This is a genomic window from Streptomyces sp. NPDC001832, from assembly GCF_040297265.1.
In the GTDB taxonomy this organism is placed as follows: domain Bacteria; phylum Actinomycetota; class Actinomycetes; order Streptomycetales; family Streptomycetaceae; genus Streptomyces.
Window position 1 is genome coordinate 152,989 of the sequence record NZ_JBEOYU010000002.1, and the last position, 18,884, is coordinate 171,872.

The 18,884-nt window shown below is 66.1% G+C and carries 12 protein-coding genes; 9 read left to right on the forward strand and 3 right to left on the reverse strand.

What is annotated here, in order from left to right:
* Positions 1-147: 147 nt before the first annotated feature.
* Both ABT115_RS02980 and ABT115_RS02985 read left to right on the forward strand, forming a co-directional pair.
* A complete protein-coding gene (locus ABT115_RS02980) occupies positions 148-1,266 on the forward strand; it encodes a lipid II:glycine glycyltransferase FemX (RefSeq protein WP_351783370.1) in 1,119 nt (372 codons plus the stop codon).
* Positions 1,267-1,358: 92 nt separating this feature from the next.
* Positions 1,359-2,390, forward strand: coding sequence for an alanine racemase (locus tag ABT115_RS02985; RefSeq protein ID WP_351783372.1), 1,032 nt, complete (start codon positions 1,359-1,361; stop codon positions 2,388-2,390).
* Between the two features lie 52 nt (positions 2,391-2,442).
* Here ABT115_RS02985 and ABT115_RS02990 read toward each other — a convergent pair whose 3' ends face one another.
* Both ABT115_RS02990 and ABT115_RS02995 read right to left on the reverse strand, forming a co-directional pair.
* A complete protein-coding gene (locus ABT115_RS02990; RefSeq protein WP_351783374.1) occupies positions 2,443-3,936 on the reverse strand; it encodes a glycosyltransferase family 87 protein in 1,494 nt (497 codons plus the stop codon).
* 120 nt (positions 3,937-4,056) lie between these two features.
* Positions 4,057-6,342: a transglycosylase domain-containing protein gene (locus ABT115_RS02995; protein ID WP_351783607.1), complete on the reverse strand. Its 2,286-nt coding sequence runs from the start codon at positions 6,340-6,342 to the stop codon at positions 4,057-4,059.
* A gap of 153 nt (positions 6,343-6,495) precedes the next feature.
* Between ABT115_RS02995 and ABT115_RS03000 the strand changes: the two genes are divergently transcribed.
* From ABT115_RS03000 to ABT115_RS03015, 4 genes are all read left to right on the forward strand, one after another.
* On the forward strand, positions 6,496-6,630 hold the full coding sequence (locus ABT115_RS03000; protein WP_351783376.1) for a hypothetical protein: 135 nt from the start codon (positions 6,496-6,498) through the stop codon (positions 6,628-6,630).
* A gap of 509 nt (positions 6,631-7,139) precedes the next feature.
* A complete protein-coding gene (locus ABT115_RS03005; RefSeq protein ID WP_351783378.1) occupies positions 7,140-7,847 on the forward strand; it encodes a PadR family transcriptional regulator in 708 nt (235 codons plus the stop codon).
* Positions 7,848-7,908: 61 nt separating this feature from the next.
* On the forward strand, positions 7,909-8,991 hold the full coding sequence (locus ABT115_RS03010; protein ID WP_351783380.1) for an inositol-3-phosphate synthase: 1,083 nt from the start codon (positions 7,909-7,911) through the stop codon (positions 8,989-8,991).
* Between the two features lie 124 nt (positions 8,992-9,115).
* Positions 9,116-10,384, forward strand: a complete 1,269-nt coding sequence (locus ABT115_RS03015; protein ID WP_351783382.1) for an MFS transporter — start codon at positions 9,116-9,118, stop codon at positions 10,382-10,384.
* A gap of 128 nt (positions 10,385-10,512) precedes the next feature.
* Here the strand turns inward: ABT115_RS03015 and ABT115_RS03020 are convergent, their stop codons facing one another.
* Entirely contained in the window at positions 10,513-11,955 is a 1,443-nt protein-coding gene (locus tag ABT115_RS03020) for a CCA tRNA nucleotidyltransferase (protein WP_351783384.1), read from the reverse strand.
* Positions 11,956-12,138: 183 nt separating this feature from the next.
* Between ABT115_RS03020 and ABT115_RS03025 the strand changes: the two genes are divergently transcribed.
* The 3 genes from ABT115_RS03025 to ABT115_RS03035 all read left to right on the forward strand — a co-directional run bounded on the left by ABT115_RS03025 (position 12,139) and on the right by ABT115_RS03035 (position 18,494).
* A complete protein-coding gene (locus ABT115_RS03025; RefSeq protein ID WP_351783386.1) occupies positions 12,139-14,442 on the forward strand; it encodes a DUF6049 family protein in 2,304 nt (767 codons plus the stop codon).
* Between the two features lie 49 nt (positions 14,443-14,491).
* A complete protein-coding gene (murJ, locus tag ABT115_RS03030; protein WP_351783388.1) occupies positions 14,492-16,645 on the forward strand; it encodes a murein biosynthesis integral membrane protein MurJ in 2,154 nt (717 codons plus the stop codon).
* 127 nt (positions 16,646-16,772) lie between these two features.
* Positions 16,773-18,494, forward strand: coding sequence for a protein kinase family protein (locus ABT115_RS03035; protein WP_351783390.1), 1,722 nt, complete (start codon positions 16,773-16,775; stop codon positions 18,492-18,494).
* The last annotated feature ends 390 nt before the right edge of the window (positions 18,495-18,884 follow it).

The following is an 18,884-nucleotide window of genomic DNA, read 5'->3' on the forward strand; positions in this document are numbered from 1 at the left end:
ACAAAGGCGAGGCCGTTCCGGGTCCCGGCGGAACGGACCGGCGAGGTCCCACAGGGCCAGACGGAGCGCTCCCCGGTCGCAGTAGGCTTCGGCGCGAGAGCCGGAGCCCCTGACCGATGGGGACACACCTGCCGAGGAGCGCCCCGCATGAGCCTGACCCTGAGGACCATCAGCCGAGAGCAGCATCTGGCGTACATCCAGAGTCTGCCTGCGGCGAGTCACTGCCAGGTCCCGGCGTGGGCTGATGTGAAGACCGAATGGCGCTCGGAGAACCTGGGATGGTTCGACAAGAGCGGCGAGTTGGTCGGTGCCGGTCTGGTGCTGTACCGCCAGCTGCCCAAGATCAAGCGGTACCTCGCGTACCTTCCCGAGGGCCCGGTCATCAACTGGCACGCCCCCAACCTGGACGACTGGCTGCAGCCGATGTTGGCGCATCTCAAGCAGCAAGGCGCCTTCTCCGTGAAGATGGGCCCGCCGGTCGTCATTCGGCGCTGGGACGCGGCTGCCATCAAGTCCGGTATCCAGGACCCCGATGTGAAGCGCCTGCGCGATGTCGAGGCCACCCACATCGAACCGCGCGCCTTCGAAGTCGCGGACCGGCTGCGGAAGATGGGGTGGCAGCAGGGCGAGGACGGCGGCGCCGGATTCGGTGACGTACAGCCGCGCTATGTCTTCCAGGTCCCGCTGGCCAACCGGTCGCTCGAAGATGTCCTCAAGGGCTTCAACCAGCTGTGGCGACGTAACATCAAGAAGGCCGAGAAGGCCGGCGTCGAGGTCGTCCAGGGCAGTTACGAGGACCTCGCCGAATGGCAGCGGCTGTACGAGATCACCGCGGTCCGCGACCGCTTCCGGCCGCGCCCGCTCTCCTATTTCCAGCGCATGTGGACGGTGCTCAACACCGAGGACCCCAACCGCATGCGGCTCTATTTCGCGCGGCACAACGGCGTGAACCTGTCCGCGGCGACGATGCTCGTCGTCGGTGGCCACGTCTGGTACTCGTACGGCGCGTCCGACAACATCGGGCGCGAGGTCCGGCCCTCGAACGCGATGCAGTGGCGCATGCTGCGCGACTCGTACGCTATGGGCGCAACCGTCTACGACCTGCGCGGTATCAGTGACTCGCTCGACGAGACGGACCACCTCTTCGGTCTGATCCAATTCAAGGTCGGTACCGGTGGCGAAGCCGTCGAGTACATCGGCGAGTGGGACTTCCCGCTCAACAAGCTGCTGCACAAGGCGCTCGACATCTACATGTCGCGCCGCTGATACGCGTCGTCCCCCTGACGAAACCGGCTTCATTCGTTTCAATCCGCACACCTCCGACACACCGCAGCCACCAGAAGGGTTCCGGACCGGCCATGGCGCTCTCCCTCTACGTCGACACCGCGCGCTGGCGGGCGCACCAAAAGTCCGTCCTCGACCAGTTCCCCGGCCTCGTCCCGGTCTGCAAGGGCAACGGATACGGCTTCGGTCACGAGCGGCTGGCCGACGAGGCCATCCGCTTCGGCTCCGACATGCTGGCCGTCGGCACCACCTATGAGGCGGCCCGCATCAAGGACTGGTTCAGCGGCGATCTGCTGGTCCTCACCCCGTTCCGTCGGGGCGAGGAGCCGGTGCCGCTGCCCGACCGTGTCATCCGGTCCGTCTCCTCCGTGGACGGCGTGCACGCCCTGGTGGGCGCACGGGTCGTCATCGAGTGCATGAGCTCGATGAAGCGCCACGGTGTCAAGGAGGAGGAGCTCGGGCAGCTGCACGCCGCCATCGAGGACGTACGCCTCGAAGGCTTCGCCCTGCACCTGCCGCTGGACCGCACCGACGGCTCGGACGCGGTCGAGGAAGTCATCGGCTGGATGGACCGGCTGCGCGCCGCCCGGCTGCCGCTGCACACCATGTTCGTCAGCCATCTGCGCGCCGAGGAGCTGGGCCGGCTCCAGCAGCAGTTCCCGCAGACCCGTTTCCGCGCCCGGATCGGTACCCGGCTGTGGCTCGGCGACCATGACGCGACGGAGTACCGGGGCGCCGTTCTGGACGTCACGCGTGTCGACAAGGGTGACCGTTTCGGCTACCGCCAGCAGAAGGCCGCCTCGGACGGCTGGCTGGTGGTCGTCGCCGGCGGTACGTCGCACGGTGTGGGCCTGGAGGCCCCGAAGGCCCTGCACGGTGTGATGCCGCGCGCCAAGGGTGTAGCCCGCGCGGGCCTGGCCACCGTCAATCGCAACCTGTCGCCGTTCGTCTGGGCCGGCAAGCAGCGCTGGTTCGCCGAACCGCCGCACATGCAGGTGTCGATCCTGTTCGTTCCCTCGGACGCGCAGGAGCCGAAGGTCGGAGACGAGCTGGTGGCCCATCTGCGCCACACGACCACCCAGTTCGACCGCCTCGTCGACCGGTAAGAAGGCACCGGCACACTCTCCAGAGGGCCCCGGCCCCCTGGAGAGACCCGTCTCAGTCGGCAGCCGGTCCGTGCGCCGCGCCCCATTCCACCCGCGGCCCTTCGGCGGCGGGCACGGCATGCCGCGGCTGACGCGCCGCCCGCCCCAGCACGAATACGTCCCCGGCCCTGTCGAGCACCCCGCCGGACGGATCGTCCGACCCGTCTCGTCGTACGACGTCCCGCTCCGGCATGAGGATGTCTCGTACGACAACGGCGCAGAGGTACAGCGTGCCCAGCAGATGCAGGATGATCGCCAGCTGATACCCCTCCGTGGGCAGCCCCTGGTGCTTGTCCCCGCTCGTCGTGTACGCGAGGTACATCCAGATGCCCAGGAAGTACATGACCTCGCATGCCTGCCAGATCAGGAAGTCGCGCCAGCGCGGCCTCGCCAGGGCAGCCAGGGGAATCAGCCACAGCACGTACTGCGGCGAATAGACCTTGTTGACGAGGATGAACACGGCAACGACGAGAAAAGCCAGCTGCGGGAAGCGCGGCCTGCGCGGTGCCATCAGCGTCAGCGCACCGATGGCTGCGCACAACAGGACAGCCAACAGAGTCGAGACGGTGTTGACGGTCGAGACCTCGATGGCCTCTCCGGTGCGTTGTGTGATGATCAGCCAGAAGGAGCCGAAGTCGATGCCCCGTTCCTCGCTGAACGTATAGAACTTCTTCCACCCCTCTGGTGCGAAGATCATCACCGGCAGATTCACCACCAGCCAGGACGCCGCCGCGCCGAGCGTCGCCATGGCGAACTCCCGCCATTTGCCCGCCCGCCAGCACAGCACGAAGACCGGCCCCAGCAGGAACACGGGATAGAGCTTGGCGGCCGTGGCAAGCCCGATGAGAATGCCGAACGCCAGCACCCGCCCCCGGGACCACATGAGCATCGCCGCGGCCGTCAGCGCGACAGCCAGCAAGTCCCAGTTGATCGTCGCAGTGAGCGCGAAGGCGGGCGCGAGGGCGACCAGCAGTCCGTCCCAGGGGCGCCGCCGGTGTGTACGGGCGACACAGACGGCGATGATCACGGCGCAGATCATCAACATGCCGGCGTTGACCATCCAGTACATCTGCTCACGGTGCTGAATGGATCCGCCCGGTGTCAGCCAGGACGCGATCTGCATGAACACGCCCGTCAGGACGGGGTACTCCAGGTACTGCATGTCGCCGGGCAGCTTGTCGAAGTACGGCACGAGACCTTCGGAGAAACCACGCCCGACATAGAGATGCGGAATGTCCGAGTAGCAGGCGTGCGTGTACTGCGAACCGGCGCCCCTGAACCACGCCCAGTTGTAACAGGGCAGCTTCTGCACCATGCCCAGCGCGAACATCCCGATGGCCACCAGCGCGATGATGCCCACGGGCGTGAGTGCCGTGCTGCCGAGCCGTGTCCAGCGCCCCGACCGGCCGCCGATCAGCTCGCTGCCTGCCTCGGCGATCTCGTCCTCGTGCGTGGGCCGTACGACGGGCCGTTCCTGGTCCACACTCATGTCTTCTGCGCTTGGCATGCCGCTCATCCTGCCGTACGGGACTGTGGGAACGACGAGGGCCGCCGCACCATGTGGTGCGGCGGCCCTCATGACCAGGTCCGGTCGGCCGGATCGCCGGTCTACCCGGCCAAACGGGCGTTAACCGGCCGGACCCCCGAAGAATGCGCCGCTATTGCCGTTGCCGTTGCCGTTGCCATTACCGCCGCCCGGTGGCGAGTTGGATGTCGTCGGGCTGGCGCTGGAACCGCCGGCTCCCCCATTACCATTCCCGCCGTTACCGTTCCCGCCGTTGTCGTTCAGACAGTCCCAGTCCCATGCGGCACAGGTGTCGCTGGGGTCAGGCGACGGGGAGGCGCTCATCGAGGGCGACGCGGACGGCGACGTGGTCAGCGACGGCGACGGCGACGGCGACTCCACCGCAGTGGGCGACGGCTTGGGGCTCTGCGCGCCGCCACCGTAGACCGTTTCACCGATCGGCACCGGCTCCGGGAAGGTCATGACCTTCTCCCCCCGCATCGCTTCCGCCATGTAGTCGTGCCAGATCTGGGCCGGGAACGAGGCACCGTGGATCGTCTTCTCACCACCCGTGCCATACATCTTCTCGAACTTACGGTTCGTGTTCTTCTCGTCGTCGTCCAGGCGGTACATGCTGATGGCCGTGGACAGCTGCGGGGTGTAGCCGACGAACCAGGCCGACTTGTTGTCGTCCGTCGTACCCGTCTTGCCCGCCACGTCGCGGCCGGGGAGTTGCGCAGGGGTACCGGTTCCCTTTTCGACGACATTCTTCAGGACGTCGGTGACGTTGTCGGCGACATCGGACCCGAAGGCGCGCTTGGGGGCCTGCTTGTGCCGGTAGATGGTTTCGCCCTTGAGCTTCACCTCGTTGACCGAGTAGGGCTCGCGCTGCTGTCCGCTGTCGGCGAAGGTCGCGTACGCACCGGCCATACGGATCGCACTGGGCGAGGACGTACCGATGGAGAACGACGGCACATGCGAATCCGCCATGCTCTCGTCGTCCTTGAGCCCCGCGGCGATGGCGATGTCCTTCACCTTGTCGGTGCCGACATCCATGCCGAGCTGTACGTACGGGGAGTTGGCGGACACCTGCATGGCCTCACGAAGGGTGATGTTGCCCTTCGACTCATGGCCGTCGTTGGCCTGCAGCCACTGATTACCGTTCTCGTCGGTCCAGATCTGGCCGTTGTATTCCTTGATCTTCAACTTGTCGTCGGCGTTGTAGATGCTCAGCGGCGAGACCTTCTCACGCTCCGACAGACCCTGGTCCGGCCCGAGCGAGGGGTCGCGCTTGCCGTACTCCATCGCCGCCGCCAGCACGAACGGCTTGAAGGTCGAACCGACCTGTGCACCTGTGGGGTTGGCGTTGTTGGTGTAGTGCTTGGTCGCGTCCTGACCGCCGTAGATCGCCACGATGGCACCGGTCTCGGGATCCACCGACCCGCCGCCGAACTGGACGTGAGTATCCGTCTCAGGACGCTTCTTCGGATCGATCTTGTCGTCGTAGACCTTCTGGACCGCGGCGTCGAGTTCCTTGACCTTCTCCTTGTTGAACGTGGTGTGGATCTCGTAGCCGCCCTGGGCCAGCTTGTCCGCCGTCATACCCTCGACGTTGTTCAGGGCGTACGACTTGGCGAGGTCGACCAGGTAGCCGGTCTGACCGCCCAGCTGGGCGCTCTTCTTCGGTGGAACGGGCATCGGGAACTCGGTGTACTTGTCGCGCTCCGCCTGCGAGAGGTGCTTGTCCTTCACCTCTTCGTCGAGGATCCACTCCCACCGCTCCTTGGCCCGTTCGGTGTTCTTCGCCTGGGTGGCCTCCTCCGGATCCACCTCGGGGACGCCCGCCGGGTCGTAGTAGGTAGCACCCTTGAGCAGCGTGGCCAGGAACGCACACTCGCTCGGGTTCAGGTCCTTGGCGTCCTTGTTGTAATACGTACGGGCCGCCGCCTGGATCCCGTAGGCACCTCGCCCGTAGGAAGAGATGTTCAGGTAGTCACGGATGATGTCCTTCTTGTCCATCTCGTTGGTGACCTTGAGCGTGATGAAGAGTTCCTGGATCTTCCGGCTCAGGGTCTGTTCCTGGGACAGGTAGGAGTTCTTCACGTACTGCTGGGTGATCGTCGATCCGCCCTGGGTCGCGCCGCCGGTCGCCATGTTGAACAGAGCACGGGCGATGCCCATGGGGTCGATGCCCCTGTCGTGCATGAAGGACTTGTTCTCGGCCGAGATGACCGCGTTCCGCATGGCTTCGGGGATCTGTTCGTAACCGATGATCTGGCGGTTGACCTCACCGCCCGTGGCGACCATCTGCGTGCCGTCGTCCCAGAAATAGACGTTGTTCTGCGCTTCCGCGGTGGCGTTCACCTTGGGCGTGTCAACCCACGCGTACGCGATGCCGGCCAGGCCCATGAGCAGGCCGAGAAAGCCGATGCAGAGGCTGGAGACGAGCTTCCACGACGGCACCCAGCGCTGCACGCCGTACTTCCCGGCGCGCGGGTAGTCGATGAAGCGCTTCTTGACAGGACGCTGACTCCCGCGGCCACGCCCCCTGCCCGGGCCCTCGTGTCCGCTGCCGCCACCACCGCGACGACGCCCACCACCGCCACCACCACGGCTCCCGCCGCCGCGCTGGGCGGCCCGTCTGGCCTCGGCGCGTCCGCCGTACGGGCTGTCCCCGCCATGCGAATCGGACGGTGACTCAGAAGTTACTCCGCGTGATGGAGCGGCGCGGCGTCCTGAGGACTGCTGGGCAGCTCGTCTGGCCGCTGCACGCCCACCACCTTGCGGTTGCGGCGTTTTGCGACGGTGCTCGCTCATGGAACGACTACTCCTCGGGCAGGCGAGAACGCCTGGAAGCGGCAGTTGAGATCCGGTCCCCCCGAATTACGGACCAGCCCTGCGAAAGGCTCATCCGCAGCGCATCCGACTAGTCCGCGAAGACTGACGTGCACAGGCGCCTCACGGTTCCCGGTGGTCTGTATGCCGCACAGACTACGCACGGTCAAAACCCTTCTAGGGCCGAACTTCACCCCAAACGACGCAAGTCGGCGCCTATGAATTCACGATGTGACGCCGTTCACGATGTCCCCTCTTGTCGCAGCGCGAGGACCGATCTATCGTCGTGATGTATCGAGTCGATACATCAGCTCGGTACATCAGCTCGGCACAGGGCTCCGCAGGAGCACTCGGAGAAGGAGGAGGCGAAATTGAGCAGACGCTCAGGCATCCTCGAATTCGCCGTTCTCGGTCTGCTCCGCGAGTCCCCGATGCACGGGTACGAGCTGCGCAAACGCCTCAACACCTCGTTGGGAATCTTCCGCGCCTTCAGCTACGGCACCCTCTACCCCTGCCTCAAGACGCTGGTCGCCAATGGCTGGTTGATCGAGGAGCCGGGAAGCGCCCCGGCCGACCTTCCACCTACTACCGGCCGTGCGGTCGCCCCCACCTCCTCACTGGCCGGGCGCCGCGCCAAGATCGTCTACCGGCTGACGGCAGAAGGTAAGGAGCACTTCGAGGATCTGCTCTCGCATACCGGCCCCGACTCCTGGGAGGACGAGCACTTCGCAGCCCGTTTCGCCTTCTTTGGGCAGACGGAGCACGAGGTGCGGATGCGGGTGCTGGAAGGCCGGCGCAGCCGACTGGAGGAGCGCCTGGAGAAGATGCGGGCCTCTCTGGTCCGCACCCGCGAGCGCCTCGACGACTACACACTTGAGCTGCAGCGACACGGCATGGAGTCCGTGGAGCGCGAAGTGCGCTGGCTGAACGAGCTCATCGAGAGTGAGCGGTCGGGACGGGATCAGCGACGATCCTCGCCGGGGAGCGAAGCTCAGCAGAACACAGCAGGAGAGACGGACGGCCTGCCCCGGCACCGGGGTATCACCCCGCCGGATCCGTCCGACGACACCTCAAAGTGAAGTCCCCGCAGACCCGCGGGGCTTCATCGGGAACATCCATTACACACAGGGAGCAACCGGAATGGGTTCGGTTCGCGTAGCCATCGTCGGCGTGGGCAACTGCGCCGCCTCGTTGGTCCAAGGCGTCGAGTACTACAAGGACGCCGATCCGGCCGGCAAGGTGCCCGGCCTGATGCACGTCCAGTTCGGCGACTACCACGTGCGGGACGTCGAGTTCGTCGCCGCCTTCGACGTCGACGCGAAGAAGGTCGGCCTCGACCTCGCGGACGCCATCGGTGCCAGCGAGAACAACACCATCAAGCTCTGCGACGTGCCGAACGCCGGCGTCACCGTCCAGCGCGGCCACACCCATGACGGGCTGGGCAAGTACTACCGCCAGACCATCGAGGAGTCGGCCGAGGCCCCGGTCGACATCGTCCAGGTCCTCAAGGACCGTAAGGTCGACGTCCTCGTCTGCTACCTGCCGGTCGGATCCGAAGTTGCTGCGAAGTTCTACGCGCAGTGCGCCATCGACGCCAAGGTAGCGTTCGTCAACGCTCTCCCGGTCTTCATCGCCGGTACCAAGGAGTGGGCGGACAAGTTCACCGAGGCCGGTGTCCCGATCGTCGGCGACGACATCAAGTCGCAGGTCGGTGCCACCATCACGCACCGCGTGATGGCGAAGCTCTTCGAGGACCGGGGCGTCATCCTGGACCGCACGATGCAGCTGAACGTCGGCGGCAACATGGACTTCAAGAACATGCTCGAACGTGAGCGCCTGGAGTCCAAGAAGATCTCCAAGACGCAGGCCGTCACCTCCCAGATCCGTGACCGCGAGCTCGGTGCGAACAACGTCCACATCGGTCCTTCGGACTACGTGGCCTGGCTGGACGACCGCAAGTGGGCGTACGTGCGCCTCGAGGGCCGCGCCTTCGGTGACGTTCCGCTGAACCTGGAGTACAAGCTCGAGGTCTGGGACTCCCCGAACTCCGCCGGTGTCATCATCGACGCCCTCCGCGCCGCGAAGATCGCCAAGGACCGCGGCATCGGTGGCCCGATCCTGTCCGCGTCCTCGTACTTCATGAAGTCCCCGCCGGTCCAGTACTTCGACGACGAGGCCCGCGAAAACGTCGAGAAGTTCATCAAGGGCGAGGTCGCCAACTGACGCGACCGGACACGGTGCGTCGGCGCGACTCGGTGATGAGCGGCAACGCTCCTTTACTTTCGCGCTGTTGAGGGTCCCCGGGCAATCCGCCCGGGGACCCTCAACGTATGTGACCCTTGACCACATGCCTGTCGTAGGTGATCTGCGCGTACTTCTGCGCCTGCGGAACTTCCGTCGTCTACTCGCCGTACGACTCCTCTCCCAGTCGGCTGACGGCGTCTACCAGGTGGCGCTGGCGGCTCACGTCGTCTTCTCCCCGGAGAAACAGGCGTCGGCGGGCGCTATCGCCTCCGCCATGGCCGTGCTGCTACTGCCGTACTCGCTCATCGGCCCCTTTGCCGGCGTACTGCTGGACCGCTGGCCACGCCGTCAGGTTCTTCTGTACGGCAACCTGCTGCGCGCCGCACTCGCCTGCTGCACCGCGCTCCTGATCCTCGGCTCTGCACCCGACTGGCTCTTCTACGCCTCGGCGCTGTGCGTCACCGCGGTCAACCGCTTTGTGCTGGCCGGGCTCTCGGCCGCGCTGCCGCGTGTCGTCGACAGCGACCGACTCGTGCTGGCGAACTCGCTCTCACCGACCGCGGGCACTCTCGCCGCCACGGCCGGCGGCGGCCTCGCCTTCATCGTGCGGCTGGTACTCGCCGACTCCGATGCAGCGGTGGTACTGCTGGGCGCAGCTCTCTACCTCGCTTCGGCGCTGACATCCCTGAGCCTTGCCATCGGGCTTCTCGGACCAGATCAGGAAGGGCACCGCGTCCGACTGAGGAAGGCTCTGGTCATCACCGCACGGGGGCTCATTGACGGGCTGCGCCATCTGGCGGAACGGAAGCAAGCAACCCGGGCACTGGCGGCCATGACCGTGATCCGCTTCTGCTACGGGATGCTGACGGTGATGGTGCTGATGTTGTGCCGGTACGCCTGGTCCGACAGCGAATCCGAAGGCCTGGCCCTCCTCGGACTGGCTGTGGCGAGCTCCGGTGCGGGCTTCTTCGCGGCGTCCGTGGTGACACCTTGGACTGTGGGGCGGCTCGGCCGGTTCCGCTGGATGGGGGTGTGCGCGGCGGCGGCTGCCGTCCTTGAACCCGCGCTGGGGCTGTGGTTCGTCCCCGTACCAACACTCGCCATGGCGTTCACTCTCGGACTGTTCACTCAGGGGGCGAAGATCGCAACGGACACGGTGGTGCAGAGCTCGGTGGACGACGGCTTCCGCGGCCGGATCTTCTCCCTCTACGACGTGCTGTTCAACGTGGCATTCGTGGGCGCTGCCGCAGTCTCTGCCCTGCTGCTGCCCCCCGATGGGCAGTCGTTCGCGGTGGTGATCGGGGTAGCCGTGCTCTATGCAGTCATCGCCGTACTGCTGTTCCGGTGGAGCCGCGTCGGTAGGGCGCTCTAGCGTGCGCGATACGTGCGAGGGGCGCTGTTTCACGTGAAACAGCGCCCCTCGCACGTATCAGGTCCTGTTTCACGTGAAACAGGACCGCGACCCGTTCCTCACCCTTGCCGGTCGAACGACCAGCAACCTCAGTTCTGCGCGGCCCACCACTTCCTGAGCTTCTCGACCGCCGCATCATGCTCCATCGGCCCGTGCTCCAGCCGCAGCTCCAGCAGAAACGCGTAGGCTTTACCGACCACCGGCCCAGGACCGACCCCCAGGGTCTTCATGATCTCGTTGCCGTCAAGGTCGGGCCGGATGGCATCCAGCTCCTCCTGCTCCTGCAGCTGCACAATGCGCTCCTCAAGCCCGTCGTAGGTCCGCGAGAGTGCAGCGGCCTTGCGCTTGTTCCGCGTGGTGCAGTCCGAGCGGGTCAGCTTGTGCAGTCGCCCCAGCAGGGGCCCGGCATCACGCACATACCGGCGCACCGCGGAGTCGGTCCATTCACCGTCGCCGTAACCGTGGAAGCGCAGATGAAGCTCCACGAGCTTCGCGACGTCCTTGACCATGTCGTTGGAGTACTTGAGCGCGGCCATCCGCTTCTTGACCATCTTGGCGCCCACCACCTCGTGGTGATGGAACGAGACGCGCCCGTCTTTCTCGAAGCGCCGCGTCCTCGGCTTGCCGATGTCATGGAGGAGAGCAGCAAGGCGCAAAACTAGATCAGGGCCGTCCTCCTCCAGGCCGATCGCCTGCTCCAGAACAGTCAGCGAGTGCTCGTAGACATCTTTGTGACGGTGATGCTCGTCACTTTCCAGGCGCAGAGCGGGGAGCTCAGGCAGCACCTGCTGCGCCAGCCCCGTGTCGACGAGCAGCGCCAGACCCTTGCGGGGATTAGCGGAGAGCAACAGCTTGTTGAGCTCCTCCCTGACCCGCTCGGCAGAGACGATCTCGATGCGCCCGGCCATTTCAGTCATCGCCATGATCACATCGGGGGCGATATCGAAGCCCAGCTGCGCGGCGAAGCGAGCAGCACGCAGCATGCGTAGCGGATCGTCGGAGAACGACTCCTCGGGTGCGCCGGGAGTGCGCAGTACACGCTCGGCCAAGTCCTCAAGACCGCCGTGAGGATCGATGAAGTCCTTCTGCGGAAGCGCTACGGCCATCGCGTTGACCGTGAAGTCACGACGGACAAGGTCTTCCTCGATGGAATCGCCGTAGGACACCTCGGGCTTGCGCGAGGTCCTGTCGTACGCCTCCGACCTGTATGTGGTGACTTCGATCTGGTAGCCGTCCTTCTGGACGCCCACGGTGCCGAAGGCGATCCCGACCTCCCATACCGAGTCGGCCCACGGCCGGACGATCTTCAGTACCGCCTCGGGGCGGGCATCGGTCGTGAAGTCCAGGTCGTTCCCGAGCCTGCCGAGAAGCGCGTCCCGGACCGAGCCGCCGACAAGGGCGAGACTGAATCCGGCATCCTGGAAACGACGGGCCAGGTCGTCGGCGACCGGGGACACCCGCAGCAGTTCACTGACTGCGCGGTGCTGCACCTGGGTCAGGGCACGGGAGCTGTCTTCATTGGCATTCGACACAACAGAAAAGGGTACGTGCCCGGACCGGCCCGGTGGTCCTGGTTTCGTCCCGCCCTGCGAGACTCTTCCGATCGTGTAGCGGACTCCTTAGCACTTGGCACCCGCGCACATCGTTACCATGCGGGGACGCAGCAACCGACAATCATCGACAGCAGCTGACAACGACGAGGGACGGGTAGGCGCGTGGCCAAGGCGGCAGACATTCAGGGGATCGGTCCCTCTCCTGCCCGCCGGTGGCTGCGGCGCACAGCCTCCTTGATCATCGGGGCGCAGCTCGCCGTAGTTCTGCTGGCCGGACCGGCCGCGCCCACCGCACAGGCCGACGGGGCCGCCAAGGCCCCCACCGGCTCCGAAACAGTCGATGTGTCCCTGAACACCGTCGCTCCGAGCGCACCGGTGAAGGGTGACACCCTGACCGTCTCCGGCACCGTGACCAACAGAGGCAAGGACGCGATCAGGCAGGCGAAGGTCGACTTGCGAGTGGGCCCGAAGCTCTCCGACAGGACATCGATCGACACCGCTGCCAAGCGCACCGGCTACGTCCTCGGCAGCGACCCCGCCCCGCTCGGCGGCAAGTACACGGTGAAGTTCGCAAAGCTTCCTCCCGGGATAAGCCAGGACTTCACACTCTCCGTACCGGTCGGCAAACTGGGTCTCGGCGACGACGGCGTCTACCAGCTCGGTGTCTCGGTGTCGGGGCAGACCTCCCTGGCCCCGAACGAACAGGTGCTGGGGATCCAGCGCACCTTCCTGCCCTGGCAGGAAAAGGAGCGTGACTCCAAGACGAAGGTCACCTACCTCTGGCCGCTGATCGCATCGCCCCATGTCACTGCCGAGACAGCCTCCGACGATCAGCAGACGCCTGTGTTCGCGGACGACGACCTGGCCGCCGAACTCGCTCCGGGCGGACGCCTCGAACAGCTGGTCTCACTGGGCAGTCAGCTGCCCGTGACGTGGGTCATCGACCCGGATCTGCTGGCCAGCGTCGATGCGATGGCGAGGAACTATCGCGTCAAGTCCGGCGACACCACCGTCGCGGGGAGCAAGGAGAACCAGGCCCTCGCCAAGCAGTGGCTCACCTCACTGGAAGCCGCGGTGTCGGACAGCGAGGTGATCGCGCTGCCGTTCGCCGATCCCGATCTGGCGTCCATCGCGCACCGTGGCAAGAACGTGTCGGGCACTCTCAGCCACCTGCAGACCGCCACCGAGATGGCCGGGACGACGGTACAAACCATCCTGCACGTGAAGCCGTCGACCGACTTCGCTTGGCCCGTCGACGGGGCGATCGACCCGTCGGTCGTCGATGTCGCCACTTCGGCGGGCGCGCACAACGTGATCGCCCGCAGCGACAGCCTCCAGGAGACCGGCGGCCTGCCGTACACACCGACCGCCGCCCGGCCGATCGGCGGCGGCACCACCGCGGTGGTCTCCGACGCCCAGCTCTCCACGGCCTTCCAGGGCGATATGTCGAAGGCGGAGAACTCCACCCTCGCCGTGCAGAATTTCCTCGCTCAGACCCTCGCTCTGAGCCAACAGGACACGGATACGGAACGAAGCATCGTCGTCGCCCCACAGCGGATGCCGACAGTTACCCAGGCCCAGTCGATGGCCGCGGCCCTGCACGCCCTCGATGACGAACGCTGGACAAAGCCCCTCGGGCTCGTGGACGCGGCCGAGGAGAAGCCTGACGCGGACGCGACGACAAGCATCCCCGGGACATCGCAGTACCCGAAGAAGCTCCGCAGCCAGGAGCTGCCCACCCAGGCATTCCAGGACATCAAGTCCATCCAGGCCTCGCTCAACAACTTCCAGGTCATCCTCACCCAGCCCGAGCGGGTGGTGACCCCCTTCGGCAACGCGGTCAACCGGTCCATTTCGACGTCATGGCGTGGCAGGCCGCCGGAGGCCGAGCAGTACCGGGACTCGGTACGCACCTATCTGCAGGGCCTCATCAACGAGGTTCAGCTCATCTCGAAGTCGGACGTCACCCTGTCCGGCCGCAGCGCCACGATCCCGGTGACCGTGCAGAACAGTCTGTTGCAGGGAGTGGACCATCTGGTCCTCCGCCTCAAGTCGGAAAACGCGACCCGGCTCAAGCTGAACGACGGCGGGGCTGTGGCGGAGCAGCCGATCAGTATTGCCGGAGGCCACAGCCAGTCCGTGAAGTTCGACGCCGAGGCCAACATCAATGGCCAGGTGCAGATGACGGCACAGCTCTACACCGAGGACGGCACGCCCTACGGCGGAGAGATGAACTTCACCGTGAAGGTCTCCGAGCTCACCCCGACCGTCCTGCTGGTGATCGCCGGCGGGCTGCTGCTTCTGGTCCTCGCAGGCATCAGGATGTACACCCAGCGCAAGCGGGCCAACGCCGACGGCGCGAACGGGGACAACGGCGGTGAACCCGAGCAGCCGAGTGACCCCACCCCGGACACCGGTCCGGGGAGCGCGGAGCCGTCCGGCCCGGGTGAGAAAGTGAAACGTTGAGCGATGTCTGTCGTGGCCGGTCGGCCGGGGACAATGAGGTGGGGTTTCGATGAACGCGCCGTATGACGGTGACCGCGGTCAGGGTGCGGGCGGAGCCGGGTCCTCCGGCGGGTCCCCTACGCCTCCTGGGCCGGGCCAGGTTCCGCCGACGCCCGATCCGTACCTGCAGGCCGCGTACGACCACGATCCCTACCGGGCCCAGGATCTGTCCGTCCAGGACCCGGTGACCGAGGCGCTGTACGACCGCGCCGCGCACCCGCCGCCGCCCCCTGGCGCCTACCAGCAGCCGCAGCCGCTCTCCCAGCAGCCGCCCGCGGCGCAGCACGCACCCGATCCCCGTATCTGGGCGCAGACCCCGCCGCCCGAGCCCGACGGGCCGTCGCGACACCTCCCGTACGGCGATGCCCCGGCGACCACCCAGTTCGTCGGTGTGGACGATCTCGTCAGCCAGACGTCCCAGGACCGCGGACAGCCGGACGCCTTCGCGCACCTGCTCCGGGACCAGGAGGGCCCGACAGGATCCCCTCCCGTTCCGTCCGAGCCCGAGCCGGCGCCCAAACCGCCCAAGTCCGGTGGGCGGGCCTCCGGACTTCTGAAGTCCAGTGCAGTGATGGCAGCCGGCACGCTCGTGTCCCGGCTCACCGGATTCGTCCGCAGCCTCGTGATCACTGCCGCACTCGGTGCGGCACTGCTCGGCGACAGCTTCACCATCGCGTACACCCTGCCGACGATGATCTACATCCTCACCGTCGGCGGCGGGCTGAACTCGGTCTTCGTTCCCCAGCTGGTCCGTTCCATGAAGGACGACGAGGACGGCGGCGAGGCCTACGCCAACCGGCTGCTGACGCTCGTGATGGTCGCCCTCGGTGTGATCGTCGCCATCGCGGTGTTCGCCGCGCCATGGCTGATCCACATGATGTCGCCGACAATCGCCCAGGACGAGGCCGCCAACAGCGTCGCCGTGACGTTCGCCCGGTACTGCCTGCCGACCATCTTCTTCATGGGCGTGCATGTCGTGATGGGGCAGATCCTCAATGCCCGTGGCAGGTTCGGCGCAATGATGTGGACCCCGGTCCTCAACAACATCGTCATGATCTTCACGTTCGGCATGTTCATCTGGGTCTACGGCACCTCCGCCGAATCCCACATGGGGGTCGAGACGATCCCGCCGGAGGGCGTCCGGCTCCTGGGCATCGGCACACTGCTCGGTCTGGTCGTCCAGGCCCTGGCCATGGTCCCGTATCTGCGTGAGGCCGGATTCCGCTTCCGCCCACGCTTCGACTGGAAGGGACACGGGCTCGGCAAAACGATCAAGCTGGCCAAGTGGACCGTCCTGTTCGTCCTGGCCAACCAGGCAGGCGTGATCGTCGTCACTCAGCTCGCGACCTCGGCAGGCAAACTGTCCGGCAAGGACGGCACCGGCTTCCTCGCGTACTCCAACGCCCAGCTCATCTGGGGCATGCCGCAGGCGATCATCACCGTGTCGGTCATGGCGGCACTGCTACCCCGCATCTCCCGCGCCGCCCACGACAACGACCCGGGCGCCGTCCGCGACGACATCTCTCAGGGGCTGCGGAACTCGGCCGTGGCGATCGTGCCGGTAGCCTTCATGTTCCTCGCTCTCGGCCTGCCGATGTGCACCCTGCTGTACGCCTCCGCGGGCACCGAAGCCGCCCGCTCCATGGGCTTCATCCTCATGGCATTCGGTCTCGGCCTGATCCCGTACTCCGTGCAGTACGTGGTGCTACGAGGCTTCTACGCCTACGAGGACACCCGGACGCCCTTCTACAACACGGTCATCGTCGCCGCGGTCAACGCGGCCGCCTCGGCTCTCTGCTATGTGGTGCTGCCGGCCCAGTGGGCCGTGGTCGGCATGGCTGCCTCGTACGGACTCGCCTACGCCGTCGGCGTGGGCGTCGCCTGGCGACGGCTGCGCAACCGGCTGGGCGGCGATCTGGACGGCGCCAACGTCGTACGCACCTACGCCCGTCTGTGCCTGGCTGCCATCCCGGCAGCGGTGCTTGGCGGCGGCGTCGGCTTCGCTGTTCTCAGAGGCCTCGGCGAAGGCGCCTTCGGGTCACTCGTCGCGCTGATCTGCGGTGGGGCCGTTCTGCTGGGCGTCTTTTTCGTCGCAGCCAAGCGGATGCGGATCGCGGAGATCAACGGCATGGTCGGCATGGTGCGAGGGCGGCTCGGGCGCTGAGGATCAGCGGCCGCACAACCATCACCGCCCTCTGCGTGTCGTGCATAGCGCCGGAGTGTGGGCACAATTGGCGTAACTGTGCAGAGCTGGCTGGCATCGCGCAACGGATGGGGAGGCAGGAACGACGGTGGCGGAACGTAGCACGGCTGCCGTCGACGTGGCCGACAACAGCGGTGATGAACCGCTGGCCGCCAAGGCGGACGAGGCCACGACCGACGGGACGGCAGAAGCTCAGGACACAACGGGCACAAAGCCGCAGGACACGGACGGTGAACGCATCAGCGCCGAGGCCACCCTGCCGACCCCGGATCTGCACAGCGGGCACAAACTCGCCAAACGCTACCGGCTCGAAGAGTGCGTCACCCGTCTGGACGGATTCAGCAGCTGGCGCGCTGTGGACGAGAAGCTGCGCCGCGCGGTGGGCGTGCATCTGCTCCCCGCCGGCCACCCCCGAGCCCGCTCCGTGCTGGCCGCAGCCCGCTCCTCCGCCCTGCTCGGCGACCCGCGCTTCGTGCAGGTACTCGACGCGGTGGAGGAGGACGACCTCGTCTACGTCGTCCATGAGTGGCTCCCTGACGCCACCGAGCTCACCTCCCTGCTGGCCTCCGGGCCGATGGACGCGCACGACGCATACCAGCTCGTCAGCCAGGTCACCCAGGCCATGGCAGCCGCGCATCGAGAAGGTCTCGCGCATCTGCGGCTGACCCCGGGCGCGGTGCTGCGGAGTTCGACCGGGCAGTACCGGATCCGCGGCCTCGCGGTGAACGCAGCCCTGCGAGGCATCACCGCCGACGGGCCGCAGCGTGCGGACACCGAGGCTATCGGTGCTCTTCTCTACGCCGCGTTGACGCAGCGCTGGCCCTACGAGACCGATGCCTACGGCCTGCCCGGGCTGCCCAAGGGAGTGGGGCTGATCGCCCCCGACCAGGTGCGGGCCGGTGTTCACCGCGGCCTCTCCGAACTCGCCATGCGCGCGCTCGCCAATGACGGCGCCACTGCCTCCCGCCAGGAGCAGCCGTGCACCACCCCGGACGAGCTGGCCAAGGCCATTGCCGCGATGCCTCGCATCCGCCCTCCGGAGCCCGCTTTCACGGCGCCCCCGGAGTACCAGCGCACGACCTACCAGCAGGGCACCTACGGACGCCCGCCCACAGGCCCTGGCTCCGCCACGCAGCCCGTGGTCACCGTGCCTCCGGCCCCTCTCCAGAGTCGCACCGGCAAGGTCCTCAAGTGGACGGTTTCCGCGCTGCTCATTGCCGCCCTGGGCCTCGGCAGCTGGCAGCTCGCCGAGACACTCATCGACCACAGAAACGACTCCGGGACTGAGGACACCACGCAGACCACCCCGGAGAACGGCGACAACAAGAGTGAGCCCACGGGCCAACCTCTCACGATCAAGAACGCGGCCGAGTATTTTCCGGACGGAAAAGCACAGCATCCCGAGGATGTCGGCCTGACCTATGACGGAGACAGCTCCACATATTGGCGGTCCAAAAGCTACATAGACGGCCCCAATCTGGCCCCCTTCAAACAGGGAGTCGGAATCCTATACGAACTTCAATCTACTCAACCCGTGTCAACGGCCTCCATAAAACTTCAATTCGGAGGTGATCACACGACGGTCTCGCTCTATGCAGCCGACTCCCTCAACTCGTCAGCACCGCTTTCTTCGATGAAGAAAATCGCAACAACCAAAACAACTGGCACGGAGGCAAAACTGCAGACAGAGAAGTCGACAGAAACAAAATTTCTTCTCGTATGGCTTACCGATATGCCGAATTCACCTGGCGACCGGTACAGCGACGCAGGCTACAAACAAGGCATTACTGATGTGAAATTTACGGGCTGACGTTGCACGCACAGTCAGGTATCGGGGAGTTTCAGGCGCCGTTTACGTCGGCCTCTCACGAGGCGGGCGGCGGCGTGGAGGATGTGGTAGCCATCGTGCTCGGCGCGACGAACCTGAGCGAGGCCGAATAACTCGGCCTGCACCACCGGGGTTTGTTCGGCTGTTCTGTCCAGGGGGTTGTGGACAGGTGAGCGAGATCTCGGCTGAGGGATCTTGAACGGATGAGGGCCTTCCGGGTTCGGTGTGGATTGCCATGTCTACACCGACCTCCGGGTGCCGTGGAACCCCGGCGCAGCCAAGGCCCCGCCCGCGATCACACAGAACAAACGGAATTAAGCAGCAACCCGATCAGGCAATCGCGGGCACTGACGAATCGAGGTCAATGCCGCG